The sequence below is a fragment of the Chroococcidiopsis sp. CCNUC1 genome (assembly GCF_023546805.1).
GTDB lineage: Bacteria > Cyanobacteriota > Cyanobacteriia > Cyanobacteriales > Chroococcidiopsidaceae > Chroococcidiopsis > Chroococcidiopsis thermalis.
This window is the reverse complement of the sequence record NZ_CP097480.1, coordinates 1,065,829-1,083,097: the sequence shown is the minus strand read 5'-3', so window position 1 is coordinate 1,083,097 and position 17,269 is coordinate 1,065,829. Positions and strand designations below refer to the sequence as shown.

Sequence of the window (17,269 nt, the reverse complement as noted above, 5' to 3'; positions counted from 1 at the left end):
ACTGTCCGGGGTCTGATTTAGCTACGGGCAAACGCTAAGACCAAGAAAATTGCAATGGTTGGAGCTGCTGAATTTGTTCGTTCAGCCAGGTTTCAAACATTTCGTTGAGCAAACGCTGCCGCATATTTGCGTCTAATTGAGCTGGTAGCAACTTTTCCAGTCGGACGATCGTAAACCAGTTTTCGATCCGAGTCGGTCGCCAAAGCTGCCCTGGTTGACCGATGGAAAGAATTTTGGCAAGAGTTGGATTGAGTTGGCTTAATGGCACGGGTCCGATGACTCCGGCTGTGTTTGCCTCCGAGCCTTTGGAGTATTGTTGTGCCATTTCAGCAAAGGTTTGCTCCCCTTCGAGGATGCGAAAGTAAATTTCTTGTGCCAGCAAACCGTCTGTTGTCCGCAGTAAGGAAAAAATAACTTGGTCGAAGGCTGCTTTGCGACTCATAAAATAAGACTCGACCTTTGCACCCCAAGTATCTTGTTTGAACTTCTCAATCAGGAGCGATCGCACGGCGACTTCTGCCATCTGTGCTTCACTCATGCCAGCTCTTTTTAACCAAGCTGCTCTTGACTCTGTATCGTTTATGTGATACTGTCTCTCAAACTGCTCGATTGCTTGTTGGCGTTCGGCTTCGGTACAAAAATAAGGAGCGATCGCGCGATCGATCGCAATTCCCCGCATCAACTGCGGTAGCAATTGATAGCGACTCAATAGAGACGGAATTTCTTGAGTGGGAATGATGCTGTTTAATTGAAACTCTTGTGCCATACCAATATACAGATATATAAATTTACAGCCCTAGCTGAAAAATGCATAACATAATTTGTGTTCGACTAGGGTTGCTCATAATTGTCCTTGCGAATACTAATACTAATCTTGATTTAGCCGATCTCGCGGTAAAAGGTAAAAAGTCTTTATTCTTTACTCAATTGGCTTCCCTACTAACTTTTGATTAGCGCTGTATAGGTAAAAATTCCCCACATTAGCTGCATGTTAAATTTACTCCCATCTCATCTTATCCATGTCACCTTTAGCGGAATTAGCTTTTCTTTGGCAATCTTTGATTTTTCTTATGACGTTATACTCCAACTATGGAAAATTAAATGACAAAACAACTAAAGTTACAAGAATTTCGGATTTCTTGATAAAAGTTTATTTGCACAGAGCAGGGAGCAGGGATCGAGGGAATCTCGTAGCGAGTGCGATCGCGCTAGGCTAGAACAAGTGGAGTAAGCTGAAGTTACTCCGCTTGTGCGCTTTGCTTTAGATCTACGAGAGGGTTAGGGTGTTATTTGCACAAAATCATCAACTGTAATTTGACTAGCTTGAATCCCTTCGAGAATAGTTACGTGCGTCTGACTTCCTACATCGTTCAACCCTTCAAGCTTCCAGCGAATTTCAAGATTCTGCCCAACTTGAACAATATCAAGGTCGCTGAAACTGAGAGGAGGACCATCGCTCGTTGTCAGTAGCCCCAATAAATCTCGACCATCCTGAAAGTCTTGGATGATATCGCGATCGCTACTCAAATAGAAGCGATCGACCCCGGAACCACCTTGGAGTACATCGTCGCCCGTACCCCCATTCAAGCGATCGTCACCTGCTCCAGAAATCAAGATATCGTTACCCGAATCGCCATCAAGTTTGTCATCTCCATGACCTGCACGCAACTCATCGTCGCCAGCGTCGCCGTAGAGAATGTTGTTGCCTTGAGTGTCTTTTAAGCGATCGTTACCCGCACCACCACTGAGAGTATCGTTGCCTTTGCCGCCGCTCATCGTATCGTTGCCATCAGCACCAACTAGGGTATCGTCGCCGTTGTCCCCTTCTAATACATCGTTGCCCCCATCCCCATGCAGAAAATCGTTCTCATTACCTCCGTGTAAAGCATCGCTGCCATCCTGACCAAATAAATAATCATTCCCACTGTCACCGTATAGAGAATTATCCCCTCCACCTCCGTGTAAGGCATCGCTGCCATCGCCTCCTTTTAAGACATCGTTACCTCCACCTCCATAGAGGGAGTCATTTTCTCGCCCACCACAGATCTCATCATCACCATCTTTGTCAGACAGGAGATTTTCTCCCTGATAAGATTGGGCGATAACTTCTGGATAGGCTTCTGGAAGCGGAAAGGAACTGTCAGCAAACAGAGGACTTTCTCGATTTTTTAGATAGCGATCGAAAAAAGCAGTGAGATAGTCATTAGTAAGTCGTTGGGGTCTTCTGTGAAAGGTTCTTCTCGCTCCGAATCTTTAAAGTAAAGAGAAGTTGTTCCTACGGCATAATTGCCAGTCGGCTTTGGAAATAAAGGCGCTTGATTTGTATTTGTTTCCATTGCAGTCACATCCTGTTTCGTATTTTGGACTATTCGTTCTAGGGCTATTTGTGTTGGTGTTTATCCTACGAATGGAGTAACTGCTTGCAAATCGCTCGTCCAGTCAAATTGGTAAAACCAATCGGTTAATCTTAAATTCATCCAATCGGTCAGGGTCTTTGGACGACAGCCTTTGCATCGATGCCCGATCTAACCGATCGGTCAATTCCAAATCTGAAGATTGTGATATAGCATCATGGAGTTGAATATCTCTAAAATTTATTTATGGGGCGATCGCTCAAGTCAGGTCAATGGTTGCAATTTATTCAATTAATTTGGCACTGGCTCAGCCGACACGCTCAATACTGGTTGACCCGCCTTAAATCACGCCCAGACTCAGCGGACTACTTGACTTGGCGGCATCAATTTTTACAAAAGCGATTGCGCCTTGGACTATGGTTAGCGTTGTTTTGGCAGTCGCTCGTATCGGCTGAAGGTCTTTACTCTGTTTTGTTTGAGTTTGAGAGATTGAGAGCAGTTGCCTTCAGTACCTATGGAGATGCATCGATCTCGGAGCGATGGAGAGTTGCATCCATTGTTTACTACCTCAGCGCTGTTGTCATTTTATTGGCTTGTGCGATCGGGCAAAAAACGATCTGGGGACGACGGTATCCCGAAGCGCTATTTCTGCTTTTTGCCTGTTCCTTGAGCAGTCTTACACATATTATTTTCACTTTCGTCAGTCTTCCTGAAACACCACCATCCCTGTTATTTCTCATTTTTGCAGTGCTGGTTCCAGTGCATTGGCGGTTACATGTTATCTATCAAGCGGTAGCGATCGCCTATTATGCGATTTTTTATCCCATAACTGGTCTGGCTACCCTTGAGTATGCAAAAATCCGCAATCTTTACTCAAGAGAACTTATTATCCAACTCGCCTGTGCTTGCTCGATTAGTATTCTGTCAGTGTACCTATACGAACGCTTGAAGCGATCGCCAGCTCGCCTTAATTAATTCTCTTCTCGAAGCTCACACTGCTGAAACACAAGGTGTTATTCTCCATTGCGAACCGACTCAACTAAAGCCGTTAGTAGATTCAGTCCTCATTAATTTAAACCACAATTTAACCAAAAAACGCATTCAACCGATCGATTGCATCACGGACGATCTGCCTATTGTGAACGCCGATACCAACCAGCTTTGGCGAGTGTTTAGTAACCCGATCGAGAATGCAATTAAGCACAACCCTCACGAAATTCAATTAACGTTGGAAAGGATTTTTAATCTAAATTTTGTTCGATTGTTTGGTAAACAATCAATACTATAGCAATCTCATTTAACTTTTGAAAGGATTAGGAGAAAAAACGGAGAGCGATATTGGAATTTCCTCAATTTTGTACCTGAATTAACAATCTCAGTTTAAAAGTAGAGTATACTGTATACATAAATGTCTGGGAATAAATACTCTAGTCTGAGATATTGCCAATGGTAGATACTTTATCCCAACTGTCGATAAACCGCGATCGCCTCATCCAGAGCATCGAACAGTTAGCGCAAATTGGCGCTTTGCCTGGTGGAGGAGTGCGGCGGATTGCTTACAGCGCTACGGATATGCAAGCTCGCGATCGGGTGCAACAATGGATGCAAGCCGCAGGGATGAGCGTCAAGATCGATCCGGCTGGCAATATCATCGGTAAATATCCCGGCAAATATCCCGACGCAGCAGCCTTAGCAACGGGTTCCCACATCGATACCGTACCGAATGGCGGACGCTATGATGGTGCGTTTGGAGTCTTGGCAGGCTTGGAAGTGGTAAGAGTTTTGCAAGAACAGCAAATTCAACTGAATCGCTCTCTAGAAGTCATTGTCTTCACCGATGAAGAGGGGACGATGATTGGCAGTAAAGCAATGTCCGGTAGAGTCATTCTCGATCCGGCGACATATCCCCGTGTTGATGGCATAGACATTCAAACTTGTTTGACGCGGGTTGGCGGCGATTGGAGGCGACTTACAGAAGCACGTCGCACCGCCGCAGACATCGCAGCTTTTGTCGAGTTGCACGTCGAGCAAGGACCCGTTTTAGAATGCCTTGGCAAGCAGATCGGTGTTGTGGAAGGAATTGTCGGGCAAAGACGTTACATTATTACCGTTAAAGGTAGCTCCAGCCACGCGGGTTCTACACCAATGCAGATGCGACAAGATGCCTTGGTAGCTGCCTCAAGAGTTGTACTGGCAGTGAATAAAATTGCGCATACCCCAGGCGGACAACAGGTAGCCACAGTAGGCTGGATGGAAGTTTTACCTAATGCTGCGAATGTCATTCCAGGGTTAGTGAAGATGAGCTTAGATATTCGGGATTTATCCAGCCAGCATCTCGATAATTTAATGGCACAACTGCAAGCAGAGATTGAAACGATCGCCGTTGAAACTCAGACTTATATCGATTTACAACCTCGTTTGCGGAACGAGCCAGCCTTAGCAAAACCGCAGATCCAACAGGCGATCGCGCAAGCGTGCGAAGATTTAAGGCTGAGTTACACCCATCTACCCAGTCGCGCCAGCCATGACGCTCAAGAACTCGCCACTTTCACCGATATGGGGATGATTTTTGTGCCGAGTAAAGCGGGTGTCAGTCATGCTGAAACGGAATTTACTTCGCCAGAACAGTGTGCTGAAGGAACGAATGTTTTATTGCATACGTTTTTAGAGTTGGATCGGCATTATCGTTGTGATTAGTCATTGGTCATTTGTCATTGGTGGCATCATGAGCGAGTTTACCAAGGCAAAACTTCGCCATTGCTGTGCCAAAAAGTCCCCGTATTATCTAATGACAATTCATCAATTCGGGCTAACAATCCTTGCACCGATTCTTCAGAAGTAATGCCAGATGCACTAAAGTTAGTCATGCGGGTTTGGACTAACCCTGGATGGAGAATAGCAACGGCAATTCCCAACGGTTTGAGATCGTGCGCTAGAGACTTACCCGCCATCGATAATGCAACCTTGGACATCCGGTAGCCGTAGGAACCGCCAGAAGTATTATCGGCGATCGATCCCATGCGACTAGTCATCATCACGACTTTGGAACCTGCTTTGAGATGGGGTAGGAATGTATGCGTCACTCTTAAAGCACCGATCGCATTGACTTCAAATTGTTTTCGGATACTATCAAAGTCAAGATTTTCCAGCGTGACGCGCTCGACGATCGCCGCATTGTTAATTAACACGTCAATCGGCATTTGTTGCAGGCGATCGCGTAGTTCGGTGACGCATGCATCTGAGGTAATATCAATCTTAGATTCAATGTGTACGCCTAGTTCTTTTAACTCATCCGAAACGGCACGACAGACCGCGATGACGTTCTCCCCTCGCGCTTTAAGTTGACGGCAATATTCGTAACCAATCCCGCGATTTGCCCCCGTGACTAGATATGTTGCCATGTTTTACTCCTCATTAGAAGCAATTCTTCTCGGTTGGGATGCATAGTCCTCGATCCCCCAACCCCCTTCAAAAGGGGGCTTTATTCCCCCCTTTTGAAGGGGGGTTAGGGGGGATCGAATCTTAACCAAGAAGTCTTGGTGGTCTTAGAAGACGGTAACGTAAAACGGCGGATAAAAAAGCGATCGGGAATGGCAGTTTCTTTTCCTGGAATGAGACGATGGCGAATGCGCGATTCTGTCACCCATATTTGTCGATCTGCTACAGTCAAATTAACGGGCGATTCCATTTTGTCCGCTAAGACTTCGATCGCTTTTGGTTGCGATGCAGGTGTAAGAATGTCACGAATGCAGAGCAGACGACCGTTACCACTGGCGATCGCTCCTTCTAATACGAGTAGCGAACCATCTGGAGCAAAGACCATACCATCTGGATTTTCAATCGAGCGTTGCAGCGAAATCGCGTCTACTTGCGTTCCCTGTGGTGATGGAGTCACTTTGAATAATCTGCCACCGGAGAACAGCCCCACAACTACGATACCGTTAGCTGCTCGTGCAATTCCAGCTAAACCAACTGGTTGAGAGCGCAAGCGATCGTCTTCAGCCCAAACCTGAAGTTGCTTGGCTCCAGGTGCAAGATAGTAAATGCGAGGACGATTACTATCAGTGAGGTAAACTCCACCTTTGGGATCGATCGCCATGTCATTACCAAAGCCGCCATCTGGCATCAAAACCACCCGCAGCACTTTACCAGTCCGAATATCGAGTGCAAAGATCCGATGGGGACGGCGAGTGACTTTGCCATCAGCACCGCGCACGCCTAAAAAGTCTGATGAAGCTCCCCACAAAATACCGCGTTGCTCGTCGAGCCGCAGACTATTAGCGGCAAATATTTCATTATTTCCTGGGAAGAAAGTTTCAATTCTACCATTTGGTCGAACTTGGAGAATTTTGCCGCTTGTCACTGAACCCACGTACAGTGTTCCGTCACTAGCGCGGGCAATGCCATTTGGGTATTGAAACCCATTCGGTAAGCCAATGCGAGTTTCTTCGCGCGCTGGAGTTAAACTGGCAATAGTTAAAGGAGATGCGATCGCCCTGGTATTAGAAAGCAGCACGGCGGCGAGTGCAATTGTACGGAAAAGCGTTCTCAACATAGCTCAGCCAGGAATACTAGAAAGCGATCGCCACTTTGCCAAAATACCTCTCCTCTTCGAGATATTCAAAGGCTACTTGAGTTTGCTCTAAGGGAAAAATCTTGTCAAGAGTTTTTAATTCCGAATTCCCTCAACGCAATGGTCCAGCTAAAATCACTTTAGCGATCGCACCTCTAACATCTGCTGGTTCTTCTTGTGCAAGTTGCTGATACCATTTTTGGGTAATTTCTGGCTCTTTACCGTGAATCATTTCGGCGCGTTTGCGGGCTTTTTCAACTACAGCGCTAGTCCGTTCTTTCCGGTCTGCTTCGTAGCGTTTTAAGGCATATTCCATACTAATATTTGTTGTGAGCAGGTATTGAGTTAACACCAACCCATCTTCCATTGCTTGACAACCTCCCTGTCCCAAATCTGGACAAGTAGCGTGCGCGGCATCTCCGAGTAAAGCAACTCTACCGCGTACCATCCGGTCAATCGGTCCCACGTCGTGAATTTCTAAACGATTTGTTTTGTAGGGATCGAGACGCTGAATTAAATTTTGAACGGGTTGCGCCCAGCCTTGAAAGTGTTCTGTCAATTCGGCGCGGTAATTTTCGGGGCTAGAAACAGTACCTTTAGGCAAAGGAACATCAAAAAAGAAGTAGAAGCGATCGCCTGCTACTGGCATCATTGAAGCCCGTTTGTGTTCGCCGACAAAAATTACCCAAGAATTTTTTGCGGCTAAATCTTCGCTGGCGGGAACTAAACCATTCCAGTTGACGTAATGACCGTAATTGGGTTGCACTTCTTGTCCTAATACATACGTGCGCAGAAGCGATCGCACTCCGTCTGCTGCTATAAGTAGATCGCCTGTGGTACGATGTCCGTTCTCAAAAATTGCCGTAACGCTATTCTCGTCTTGTTCGACTGCAATACATTTATGTTCTAGCTTGACTTCGCCGGGATAAGCCTCCAAGAGCATTTGTTGCAAGTCAGTACGAGCGACTGGATAGGGACGCTGACCGACTTCCTCAACTAAGGGATGCAGATCGATATCGCTTAATACATCCCCCTTAAGGGTAAGATATTGCATTCGATCCATCAAGCCGCCGATCGCCGCCATCTTTTCCCCTAACCCCAGGCGGTTGAGGACTTTTACACCGTTCGACCACAATGAAATTCCCGCACCCGCCGGACGCAGTTCTTTGACTCTGTCATAAATCTCGACTTCGTACCCTGCCTGACGCAGAGCGATACCTGCGGTTAAACCGCCAATTCCCGCACCGATGATGACAACCTTGAGGTTATACATTGTAACTTTGCCCCTGCGTAACTTGCCCCTATGTAACTTGCCTCTACCTAACTTGTCCTAACTCAGCGACCAAAACAATTCAAAATTTTGACTTTTGAATTTTGCTCATGCTTCTAACTCTGCAAGTTCGTCAGCATTACTATCGTCCTGCTCGGTAACTTCTTCTTTTCGATCGTAAGGTAACAACCAATTTAATAAGATAGCCGTCAGTCCACCGGCAGAAATTCCAGAAGAGAGAACGTTTTTAATTGCTAGTGGTAATGCATCAACAATTTCCGGCGTGTAAGTCACCCCTAACCCCATTGCCAAGGATGTACCGACAATTACCATCGCACGGCGATCGAGTTCTACTGATGAGAGAATGTTAATCCCGGCGACAACAATTGAGCCGAACATGATAATTGTGGAACCACCCAACACAGCTTGCGGTAAGGTTTGAAAGATCCCACCAACAATTGGAAATAGACCCAAAAAGGCAAGTATGGCTGCGATGTAGTAGCCGATATAGCGACTACCCACACCTGTAATTTGAATCACGCCATTATTCTGACTGAATGTCGTGTTGGGAAATGTATTGAATAATGCCGCAATCAGAGAATTTACACCATCTCCTAAAATTCCCCCTTTGATTCGCCGCATGTAAGTCGCGCCTTTAATTGGCTCTCCAGATACCGCTGATGTGGCTGTGAGGTCGCCAATCGATTCTACTGTGGTGATGATATAGAGTAGAATGAACGGCACGAAAGCAGCAAAGTCAAAGCTCAGTCCGTAACGAAATGGAATTGGCAAGGCGATTAACGGCAAATTTCCCAAACCGCTGAAGTTAACCATGCCTAACACGCTTGCCACAGCGTAGCCGACTAGCAGTCCAATGACAACTGAAGCCATTCTCAGCATTGGCTTTTTACTCACGTTCAGCACGATGATGGTCAGCAGTACCAATGTGGCAACGCCTATGTTTTGCAAGCTGCCGAAAGTACCGTTTCTTTGCGCTGCTACCCCTCCACCCATACTGATAATCCCTGTTTTGATCAGGGTCAGACCGATGACGCAAACAATCGTACCCGTGACTAGGGGAGAGATAATTTTTCTAACTAGGTGTAAGAAGCGGCTCAAGATTATTTCAATAAACGCGCCAAAGAAGCATAAGCCAAAGATTAAGCTCAACGCGCTTTCTGGGGTTCCTCCGGCTGCGACTACTGCTGTCCCTGCGGAGATAATGGGCACTAGAAAAGAGAAGCTAGTTCCCTGAATGCTGAGCAATCCCGAACCAATTGGTCCAATTTTTCTAGCTTGAATGAATGTCGAGACTCCTGAAATAAACAGTGACATACTGACGACGTAGCTAGTGTCAGTTGGGTTCAGCTTTAAAGCGTTGGCAATCAGCAACGGAGGAGTAATAATACCGACAAAGATCGCTAGAACGTGCTGCATGGCTGCTAGCACTGCTTCGATAAATGGAGGCTTGTCGTTCAGTCCGTAGATTAGTCTATTGACAGGTGCTACAGCGTTGCGCTCCTCAGTTTGCGGAGTCGATTGAACACTCACTTTTGCCATCAGGATTCCTCAAATTCAGCGCTTATTTGCGAGGTTTATAAAACTATTTTCGTTATTGTCATGCACGCGCGATCGCCTCTTTTTTTCCCAACGATCGCCTGCTGGAGTTTAGTCGATTTTTACTACTAATTTGTCATTAAATCTCAACTCTCTCGCGAGTTTTTGCATTATTTAATACAATTCACGATCGTTTATCTCTCCTCTCTTGACTCGCCAACTTAAAATTATTTAGCGATTGAAATACAAATTGTCTCCAGATTTAATATTCTGTATTTTTGGCTACAAAACATCAATTTACAAAAATGTTCGTTTGGTCGCTGTCTAGAATTGTTAAATTACTTCTAGGATTGTCACGTAGTCAGGAAATTGCAGGCATCGAGCATTGCAGTCTAAACATAAACTCGATAGATATGGTATACAGTATACTAAAACTTCTAACAACACAAGCCTGCTGCGGATCTGAAATATTAAGTGGTGCGATCGAAGTGCGATGAATGCGTTTTATGATTTGGACAACTGCTCGAATAATATTGCCATCATTCCCAGTGCAATCAACGCGATCGCGGTTCCAATTAAATCGGTTTTAACCGAACTTAAACGAAAAGCAGGTTGTAGCCAAAATCTCATGAACCGCGTTACCAATGGCATCACCAACCACGTCAAAATTGAGGATGTTATCAGGTTATTCACCAACATCGAACTAGCAGGCGACCAAGACTGCATGATACCAAAAGCAGCAAATACTCTCGATTGCGTCATGACTGTGGGATACAATCCCAGAACTACCGATAAGACTTGCTTCCATGCTGGGAGACCCAAACTCGTTTTCTCTATACCAGACTGGAGAGAAAACCATCCCTCTAAGCCAGTCGTCAATGACTTGAATTTGTAAATTTGGAAAATCTCTCGTCCTGACTCCATCACGCGATCGCGATCGCGTGATTGCAGCCACCGATTTAACCGAGTCGGTGTGTCGAAGTGCATGATGGAATACCATTTGACGACTCCATCGCGACATTCCAGAGGCGGACAGAGATCTGTGCGAGTAAACCCCTCGTAATGTGCGGCAGCACTCACTAAGCGATCGTGCCATTTGAGAAAAACAGCTTCTTTCCCCTGTGGCACAATGTATTCGATCGCCACGCTGGAATAAAAAATTTCCTCATCATCTGAGTTGAGCATTAGCTAGTTGGAAGAGTAGAAAATCATGCCATATTTCAAACTAGCATTTTCGATCGAAATTCTTTTCCAGAAAGGTTTTGAGCTAGCTGAATACAGCTTTTATCTCTGCTCAAAGAGAGAGCCGACAGAGCAAAAATGTTTCTAAAAACAGATATGTAACAAGAGTTCATCATGTTATATAATAAAAATGTATCTTAAGGCACGGAAAAAGATTCGGACATACGCTCACAAACCGCGCAATTCTAACTCGCGTAATTGTCAAGCGTCGTGGTGACAGGTTTAGAAGTGCCTCCTGCAATGACTTTAATTGAGGAGGACGATTGTGAAAACTCTCAGCCAAACAAGCAACTCTCAGTGGGAAAACTACCAACAATTAGAACTCATTCCCAGCCGAATTCCCAATCCAGATGGTAAAGCTTCTACATTTAAGTTAGGATTGGACTTTGCTTGGCGAGTCCTAATTTCCTTACTTGTCGATGAATTAGTCGATCGCGAACAACAAGTAGAGTATATTGAACGGTGCTGGGCTAACAAGGAATTCGAGCAACAAGAAAATTCCACCAGTTCGCTGCAAAAACTTTGGCTGTTGATGAATTAAAATCTCTCAACGTCTGCCAAAGGAGATTTTTCGAGCTAGGGATTTCTAGAATAACAATCGCGTCTAGATCGAAAGTTCGTACTGCGATCTAGACTTTTTTGTAGTTGGAATTACAATTTTTTCACTCAAGTTACACTAGCGTATACAGTATGCTTGCAAGCCGATCGGGTCTTGAAAGCTAAAAGTAAGGATGTGTACTCGACATTGGATCGAGTTTAATTCTAGAGTGCGATCGCCACTATAAATCTGTTTTTTCAATTTTTAAATTGTTTAGAGCAAGACAGATTGCTATCTGTTATTGCCAGTTTGCTATGCGTGTGAGGAGTCATGGATTCAGGTTTTTTCTGTCAAGTAAAAGCGACAGCTAAAATAACTTTGTGGTTACGTTTATTAGCAGCAAGTCTTTCAATCGGCGTACTACCAGTAGAGGCAAATGAGAATAATTTAGAATCATCTCAGACCGATCCAGATATTATGGCACAAGTCACATCTGTATCTCAGCTTTCGGACGTACAACCTACAGATTGGGCATTTCAAGCATTACAATCTTTAGTAGAAAGATACGGTTGCATTGCTGGCTATCCTGATGGAACTTATCGCGGTAATCGTGCATTAACGAGATATGAATTTGCGGCTGGGTTGAATGCCTGTTTAGACAGAGTCAACGAACTCATTGCTACAGCCAGCGCCGATGTAGTAGACAAACAGGACTTAGACACCTTGCAAGCTCTGCAAGCAGAATTTGCAGCTGAAATTGCGACTATGCGTCGTCGTGTCGATGCTTTGGAAACACAAACAGCAGAATTAGAAGCAAATCAATTTTCCACGACGACAAAACTCACTGCTAATATCTTCCTCAACGTGACTGGAGCTTTTGCCGATGGAGATATAACAGCAGAGGGAACCAGTGTTTTTGTTCCGGCGCGGGGAGCTGATGGTAGACCTGTACGCCGGACGATTAGCGATGACCCTAATGTTACCTTCAGCGATTACCTTTTCCTCAATTTCAACACTTCATTCACAGGTAAGGATAGCCTCGTCACCCAACTCGTAGCCGGGAATGGGAATTCTCCTGCAAATACATTTGCTTCTGCTGGTTTATTTAATACCTTTGGCGTACCTTACACGGATCAAAAAGGTGTGACGGGAGCGGATAATAATGTCATCGTGCGCGAATTATTCTATAGTTTTCCGGTTGGGGAAAGTCTACAATTTACAGTTGGTCCTCGCGTTAACTGGTTTCGTCATTTTGACAATAACCGCTTCACTCTATATTTAACCGGAGCAAGTAGCTACAACTCGATTGGTAGTACTCTTCTTAATTCCGTCGATAGAGGTTCAGGAGCAGTCGTAGCCTGGGAAATTAACGACCAATTCAAATTAACTGCTGGTTATTTAGGCGAGAATACAGAATTTCTTTCTGGTTCTGCGTTCAATACTTCTAGTAATCCTAGTCAAGGTTTATTTAAACCAACTAACACAATTACAGCAGAATTAGCCTTTGCTCCTGGCAAGAATTTGAACTTGAGATTTCTCTACAACCGTTCTAACATTCAAGCAGTGAACGGACGGGTAGGTGGCGCAATTGGCGAACCGATTTATGGTTTTGTCGATGATGGGTTTGGCGGTTCAATTGAAGATGCTACAGCTGATACTTGGAACTTCAATTTTGATTGGTTAGTAACTCAAGGCATTGGTTTATTTGGACGATATACCTATGCGAGTACGAATGTTAAACCTACTACAGATGGACGACTGGATGGAGAAGTTGACGTACAGGCAATTCAAGCAGGATTAGCTTTTCCCGATTTAGGTAAAGAAGGAGCATTGTTAACATTTTCCTATCTCAGACCATTTGCTGTTTTAGACGGTCGGAACTTTTTAGTTTCTGGTGGTGGTGATGGCGGCGTACAATATGAGTTTGAGGCAACTTACTATTACCCAATTACGGATAACATTGCTCTAGTTCCCGCGTTTTATTTGATTGCCAATCCGAATAATTTCAGTGACAATCCTAATATTTATGTAGGTAATTTACGCGCTCAGTTTAAGTTTTAAAAAATCAAACATTGGTAGGGGCGCATAGTTATGCACCCCTACTGTGATACGATCGCATCTAAACGAAATTTAGCAATTTGAAAAATTTCTGCTAAAGCTTGGTTTCGTTCTGTTTCAATAGAATTTTGCAACCGTTGTTCAAAAGCTGCAAGAATGCTATCTTTTGTGTGATTTTTAACGGCAATAATAAACGGAAAATCAAACTTATTTTTATAGGCTTGGTTTAGAGATAAAAAGCGATCGTATTCTTCAGGTGTAAGACGGTCTAAACCTGCACCAGCTTGTTCTTGTACCGATGCCATTGCCATTTTGGCTTTACTACCTAAGTCAGGATGTGCCTGAATGAGTTCTATTTGTGCGTCTTGACTGGCAGTTCTGACAACATCTACCATTGTTTGATGTAATTGCGCTACGTTTTTAAACGGTCGCTCGTACCAGGCATGATAAGCGATCGCGGGCGTATCTTCAAACACTGCTCCCAAGGTTTTTACAAACTCATCTTGGCTCATTTGGTTCAGTTCTGTTAGAGAAATCATCATCAAGTTACCTAGAAAAGAATTGTCACGCAAAGACGCAAAGACGCAAAGAACACTTTTGCGCCTTTGCGTCTTTGCGCGATCCAAATTAAGCTTAACTACCTCGATAAGTACTATAAGACCAGGGAGAAACGAGTAAGGGAACGTGATAGTGAGAATTAGGATCGGCGACTCCGAATTGTAACGGTACGCGATCGAGAAAAGCTGGCTGAGGTAGGTTCTCTATATGTTTGGTAAAGTAATCGCCGACAGAAAAAACTAGTTCATAAATACCTGATTTGAGTTCTTCATCTACTAATAATGGTGAGTCCGTACGACCGTCATTATTAGTATGAATAGTTTTTAATAGCGTTTTTTCTCCATTTGAGCTAACCAACCACAATTCAATTGTCATTTGTCGAGCGGGACAACCTTGAGCTGTGTCTAAGACATGTGTAGTAAGTTTACCTACCATATTTATCAATGCAAATATAATTTGCGATCGCGCTGATGTATCGTTCGGATTTTAACAGAAATTCAGTGCAAAATCTGCGACAGAAACTTTTTAGTTCTCTCTTCTTTTGGGTTATTGAAAAATTCCGATGGTGTGGTATCTTCTATTAAATAACCATCAGCTAGAAAGATAACGCGATCGGCAACTTCGCGAGCAAAACCAACTTCATGAGTCACGCAAACCATCGTCATCCCAGAATTAGCCAGCGATCGCATTACCTGCAATACTTCTTGTACCATTTCTGGATCGAGAGCTGATGTTGGTTCGTCAAATAACATGACTTTTGGTTTCATTGCTAAAGCACGCGCGATCGCCACTCGCTGTTGTTGTCCGCCAGATAGTTGACCTGGATATTTATTTGCTTGATGGTCGATTCCGACTCTTTCTAATAGTTGCATCGCCATTTCTTCAGCCTTGCTTTTTGTCATTCCGCGCAAATGAATTGGAGCGAGAGTCACGTTTTTTAGTACAGTTAAATGAGGGAATAAATTAAATTGTTGAAACACCATTCCTACTTCTCGACGTACGATTTCGATATTTTTGAGATTATGAGAAATCTTCGTTCCATCAATTTCAATGCTACCTTTTTGATAAGGCTCCAAACCATTGAAAGTCCGAATAAAAGTTGATTTACCCGAACCAGATGGTCCCATTAAAACCACGACTTCACCTCGATTAACTGTCAGGCTAACGCCTTTCAAAACGTGGAAATTATTGCTATACCACTTTTCCACGTTTCTAGCAATAACAATTGGCTCTAAGTCAGTACTAGCGATATTACTTGAACTTATTTCGGAGTGAGAGTATGCCATAAACTGATACTTTTCCCATTAACTATTTATATCTATTTGCATGGTGGACAATGCCCACTATACATTTGACTTTTAACTTTTGACTTTTAACTTTTGACTTTTGACTTTTTATACAGTAGGCAATTCTGCCAGAGGTTCTCCCAACCATTTCTGAGAAAAACTATTCAACTTTCCCGATGTTTTCAAATCTGTAATAATCGCATTAACTCTTTGTAAAAGATCGGTATCACCACGTCGTACGCCAATGTAACAAGGAGAATTCTTCAGCACAAGCTTGCGATCGATTTGTTTATCGGGGTTATCTCGCATTAATTTAGCCGCTACCACGTTGCCAGTTGCAATCAGTTCTACCTGTCCCGATACTAATGCTGATGCCGTTAAGCTGTTACTAGCAAAACGTTTCATTTTAACTGTTCCAGTAGGTAGTTTAGACAGTTCTAAATCTTCTAAAGAGCCTTGAGCAACACCTACGGTACGACCTTTCAAGTCTTCCATAGAAGCAACTTTAACATTTTGTCTGCCATAAATTCCTGAAAAAAAAGGAGCATATGGTATGGAAAAATCAATAATTTTGGCTCGTTCTTTGTTCTTACCCAAACTCGAAATTACCATATCTACCCGATTTGTTTGCAAAAACGGAATTCGGTAATTACCAACCACGGGGACTAATTCCAACTCGACCCCTAAACCTTTAGCTATCTCCCGTGCTACATCAATGTCATAGCCGCGCACTTGCATATCTGGTCCCACAGCACCAAACGGGGGAAAATCATCTGGAACAGCAACTCGTACCTTGCCAGTAGATTGAATTTGTTTTAGCGTTGTTCTAGAATTTACACCAGGTAGGCTAGTAGCTGACGCAGTACCAGATGTCACTGACATCGATTTGACATAAGATGATTCTGACGAGTTACAAGCAGCAATACTCGCCGTCATTAATAAACTTGCCAAAAACAGCGTGATGAATTGCAGCCACTTTTTAGGAATCGCGTTCATTTGAGGTAAATAGGAAATCGGGAGTCGGAACTAGCCGTTAGACTGATTTTTTCAAGCTTTGTATGTTAATTTTCGTTCTAAATTTTGACTTAAAATAGAAAGGGGATAACACAAGCAGAAATAAATCAAACCTGCAAGTGAGAATACTAATAGCGATCGCAGAGTCACATTATTAATTTGCGCCGCAGCGCGAGATAATTCAGTAAAGCCAATTACAGAAGCCAAAGAAGTTCCTTTGATAACTTGTACGGCAAATCCTACGGTTGGTGCGATCGATAATTTGAGTGCTTGTGGTAATACAATCAATCTAAGTTTTTTGAAATAGCCAAAACCTAATGCTGATGCTGCTTCCCATTGTCCTTGAGGAATAGCAGCTACAGAACCCCGCCAAATATCTGCTAAAAATGAACTAGTAAAAGCCGTTAAAGCTAAAGTTGCTGCTTGTAAAGGTGACAAATTAACTCCGAAAACCACAGAGAGTCCGAAAAAGGCAAGAAACAATTGTAATAATAGCGGCGTTCCTTCAAAAAACTCAATGTAAATCCAACTAATGCCTCGAATCCACTGGTTCGGAGAAATCCGCATCAACATCACGAGAAAACCAATAATTCCACCACTGATAAATGCGATCGCAGATAAAATCAACGTCCATTGGGTTGCAATTATGAGGTTTTTCAAAATGATTGGTATAGTAAATTCATCCATTTTTAGAAAGTCAAAAGTTAAAAGTCAAAAGTGATGCATTTGTACGGGCGGGTTTTTATCGTAAATATTTGCCGTAGTCTTAAGTGTTTGATAAACCCGCCCGTACACTAGCCAAAACACGATAAATATGTC

Annotated in this window: 18 protein-coding genes and 1 pseudogene; 5 read left to right on the top strand and 14 right to left on the bottom strand. The window is 43.7% G+C overall.

The window, feature by feature from the left end; translation table 11 throughout:
- Positions 1-34: 34 nt before the first annotated feature.
- From M5J74_RS05070 to M5J74_RS05055, 4 genes and pseudogenes are all read right to left on the bottom strand, one after another.
- A complete protein-coding gene (locus tag M5J74_RS05070) occupies positions 35-766 on the bottom strand; it encodes a peptidylprolyl isomerase (protein ID WP_106169402.1) in 732 nt (243 codons plus the stop codon).
- A gap of 512 nt (positions 767-1,278) precedes the next feature.
- Positions 1,279-1,776, bottom strand: coding sequence for a calcium-binding protein (locus tag M5J74_RS05065; RefSeq protein ID WP_250015714.1), 498 nt, complete (start codon positions 1,774-1,776; stop codon positions 1,279-1,281).
- A 75-nt stretch (positions 1,777-1,851) separates the two neighbouring features.
- Positions 1,852-2,046 (bottom strand): annotated as a pseudogene (locus M5J74_RS05060) (calcium-binding protein); the annotation flags it as partial.
- Between the two features lie 122 nt (positions 2,047-2,168).
- A complete protein-coding gene (locus M5J74_RS05055; protein ID WP_250015710.1) occupies positions 2,169-2,336 on the bottom strand; it encodes a hypothetical protein in 168 nt (55 codons plus the stop codon).
- A gap of 264 nt (positions 2,337-2,600) precedes the next feature.
- On the opposite strand from M5J74_RS05055, the gene M5J74_RS05050 reads away from it, so the two are divergent.
- On the top strand, positions 2,601-3,329 hold the full coding sequence (locus M5J74_RS05050; protein WP_106217018.1) for a hypothetical protein: 729 nt from the start codon (positions 2,601-2,603) through the stop codon (positions 3,327-3,329).
- A 471-nt stretch (positions 3,330-3,800) separates the two neighbouring features.
- The gene (locus M5J74_RS05045; RefSeq protein ID WP_106217017.1) at positions 3,801-5,051 is read left to right on the top strand and encodes a Zn-dependent hydrolase; all 1,251 of its coding nucleotides are present in this window, start codon (positions 3,801-3,803) and stop codon (positions 5,049-5,051) included.
- Between the two features lie 38 nt (positions 5,052-5,089).
- Here M5J74_RS05045 and M5J74_RS05040 read toward each other — a convergent pair whose 3' ends face one another.
- On the bottom strand, positions 5,090-5,755 hold the full coding sequence (locus M5J74_RS05040) for an SDR family oxidoreductase (RefSeq protein ID WP_250015708.1): 666 nt from the start codon (positions 5,753-5,755) through the stop codon (positions 5,090-5,092).
- Positions 5,756-5,859: 104 nt separating this feature from the next.
- On the bottom strand, positions 5,860-6,870 hold the full coding sequence (locus M5J74_RS05035; RefSeq protein WP_371934008.1) for a gluconolaconase: 1,011 nt from the start codon (positions 6,868-6,870) through the stop codon (positions 5,860-5,862).
- On the opposite strand from M5J74_RS05035, the gene M5J74_RS05030 reads away from it, so the two are divergent.
- Positions 6,791-7,000, top strand: a complete 210-nt coding sequence (locus M5J74_RS05030) for a hypothetical protein (protein ID WP_219336081.1) — start codon at positions 6,791-6,793, stop codon at positions 6,998-7,000. The genes M5J74_RS05035 and M5J74_RS05030 overlap by 80 nt on opposite strands.
- Positions 7,001-7,039: 39 nt before the next feature.
- On the opposite strand, the gene hpxO is transcribed toward M5J74_RS05030, so the two are convergent.
- The 3 genes from hpxO to M5J74_RS05015 form a co-directional block, all read right to left on the bottom strand.
- Entirely contained in the window at positions 7,040-8,200 is a 1,161-nt protein-coding gene (hpxO, locus tag M5J74_RS05025; RefSeq protein WP_106167412.1) for an FAD-dependent urate hydroxylase HpxO, read from the bottom strand.
- Positions 8,201-8,305: 105 nt separating this feature from the next.
- On the bottom strand, positions 8,306-9,757 hold the full coding sequence (locus tag M5J74_RS05020) for a uracil-xanthine permease family protein (RefSeq protein WP_250015698.1): 1,452 nt from the start codon (positions 9,755-9,757) through the stop codon (positions 8,306-8,308).
- 501 nt (positions 9,758-10,258) lie between these two features.
- The gene (locus tag M5J74_RS05015; protein WP_106217014.1) at positions 10,259-10,939 is read right to left on the bottom strand and encodes a hypothetical protein; all 681 of its coding nucleotides are present in this window, start codon (positions 10,937-10,939) and stop codon (positions 10,259-10,261) included.
- Positions 10,940-11,261: 322 nt separating this feature from the next.
- Between M5J74_RS05015 and M5J74_RS05010 the strand changes: the two genes are divergently transcribed.
- Positions 11,262-11,537, top strand: coding sequence for a hypothetical protein (locus M5J74_RS05010; RefSeq protein WP_015153017.1), 276 nt, complete (start codon positions 11,262-11,264; stop codon positions 11,535-11,537).
- A 327-nt stretch (positions 11,538-11,864) separates the two neighbouring features.
- Positions 11,865-13,595, top strand: coding sequence for an iron uptake porin (locus M5J74_RS05005; RefSeq protein WP_250015696.1), 1,731 nt, complete (start codon positions 11,865-11,867; stop codon positions 13,593-13,595).
- 38 nt (positions 13,596-13,633) lie between these two features.
- On the opposite strand, the gene uraD is transcribed toward M5J74_RS05005, so the two are convergent.
- The 5 genes from uraD to M5J74_RS04980 form a co-directional block, all read right to left on the bottom strand.
- Positions 13,634-14,134, bottom strand: a complete 501-nt coding sequence (uraD, locus tag M5J74_RS05000; protein WP_015153015.1) for a 2-oxo-4-hydroxy-4-carboxy-5-ureidoimidazoline decarboxylase — start codon at positions 14,132-14,134, stop codon at positions 13,634-13,636.
- A 91-nt stretch (positions 14,135-14,225) separates the two neighbouring features.
- Complete coding sequence (uraH, locus tag M5J74_RS04995) at positions 14,226-14,585, bottom strand: hydroxyisourate hydrolase (RefSeq protein ID WP_106167407.1); 360 nt, start codon at positions 14,583-14,585, stop codon at positions 14,226-14,228.
- Positions 14,586-14,647: 62 nt separating this feature from the next.
- Positions 14,648-15,436, bottom strand: coding sequence for an amino acid ABC transporter ATP-binding protein (locus tag M5J74_RS04990; RefSeq protein WP_250015693.1), 789 nt, complete (start codon positions 15,434-15,436; stop codon positions 14,648-14,650).
- Between the two features lie 108 nt (positions 15,437-15,544).
- Positions 15,545-16,432, bottom strand: coding sequence for a transporter substrate-binding domain-containing protein (locus M5J74_RS04985; protein WP_250015691.1), 888 nt, complete (start codon positions 16,430-16,432; stop codon positions 15,545-15,547).
- Positions 16,433-16,483: 51 nt separating this feature from the next.
- Complete coding sequence (locus tag M5J74_RS04980) at positions 16,484-17,137, bottom strand: amino acid ABC transporter permease (RefSeq protein ID WP_015153011.1); 654 nt, start codon at positions 17,135-17,137, stop codon at positions 16,484-16,486.
- Positions 17,138-17,269 lie beyond the last annotated feature (132 nt).

Excerpts from the sequence above, each read along its gene's own strand:
- M5J74_RS05015 (WP_106217014.1), bottom strand. The coding sequence starts at position 10,939 with ATGCTCAACTCAGATGATGAGGAAATTTTTTATTCCAGCGTGGCGATC.
- uraD (WP_015153015.1), bottom strand. The coding sequence starts at position 14,134 with ATGATGATTTCTCTAACAGAACTGAACCAAATGAGCCAAGATGAGTTT.
- M5J74_RS04980 (WP_015153011.1), bottom strand. The coding sequence starts at position 17,137 with ATGGATGAATTTACTATACCAATCATTTTGAAAAACCTCATAATTGCA.
- hpxO (WP_106167412.1), bottom strand. The coding sequence starts at position 8,200 with ATGTATAACCTCAAGGTTGTCATCATCGGTGCGGGAATTGGCGGTTTA.
- uraH (WP_106167407.1), bottom strand. The coding sequence starts at position 14,585 with ATGGTAGGTAAACTTACTACACATGTCTTAGACACAGCTCAAGGTTGT.
- M5J74_RS05045 (WP_106217017.1), top strand. The coding sequence starts at position 3,801 with ATGGTAGATACTTTATCCCAACTGTCGATAAACCGCGATCGCCTCATC.
- M5J74_RS05005 (WP_250015696.1), top strand. The coding sequence starts at position 11,865 with ATGGATTCAGGTTTTTTCTGTCAAGTAAAAGCGACAGCTAAAATAACT.
- M5J74_RS05070 (WP_106169402.1), bottom strand. The coding sequence starts at position 766 with ATGGCACAAGAGTTTCAATTAAACAGCATCATTCCCACTCAAGAAATT.
- M5J74_RS04990 (WP_250015693.1), bottom strand. The coding sequence starts at position 15,436 with ATGGCATACTCTCACTCCGAAATAAGTTCAAGTAATATCGCTAGTACT.
- M5J74_RS05040 (WP_250015708.1), bottom strand. The coding sequence starts at position 5,755 with ATGGCAACATATCTAGTCACGGGGGCAAATCGCGGGATTGGTTACGAA.
- M5J74_RS04985 (WP_250015691.1), bottom strand. The coding sequence starts at position 16,432 with ATGAACGCGATTCCTAAAAAGTGGCTGCAATTCATCACGCTGTTTTTG.
- M5J74_RS05065 (WP_250015714.1), bottom strand. The coding sequence starts at position 1,776 with ATGAGCGGCGGCAAAGGCAACGATACTCTCAGTGGTGGTGCGGGTAAC.
- M5J74_RS05020 (WP_250015698.1), bottom strand. The coding sequence starts at position 9,757 with ATGGCAAAAGTGAGTGTTCAATCGACTCCGCAAACTGAGGAGCGCAAC.
- M5J74_RS05030 (WP_219336081.1), top strand. The coding sequence starts at position 6,791 with ATGCGAGTTTCTTCGCGCGCTGGAGTTAAACTGGCAATAGTTAAAGGA.
- M5J74_RS05055 (WP_250015710.1), bottom strand. The coding sequence starts at position 2,336 with ATGGAAACAAATACAAATCAAGCGCCTTTATTTCCAAAGCCGACTGGC.
- M5J74_RS05050 (WP_106217018.1), top strand. The coding sequence starts at position 2,601 with ATGGGGCGATCGCTCAAGTCAGGTCAATGGTTGCAATTTATTCAATTA.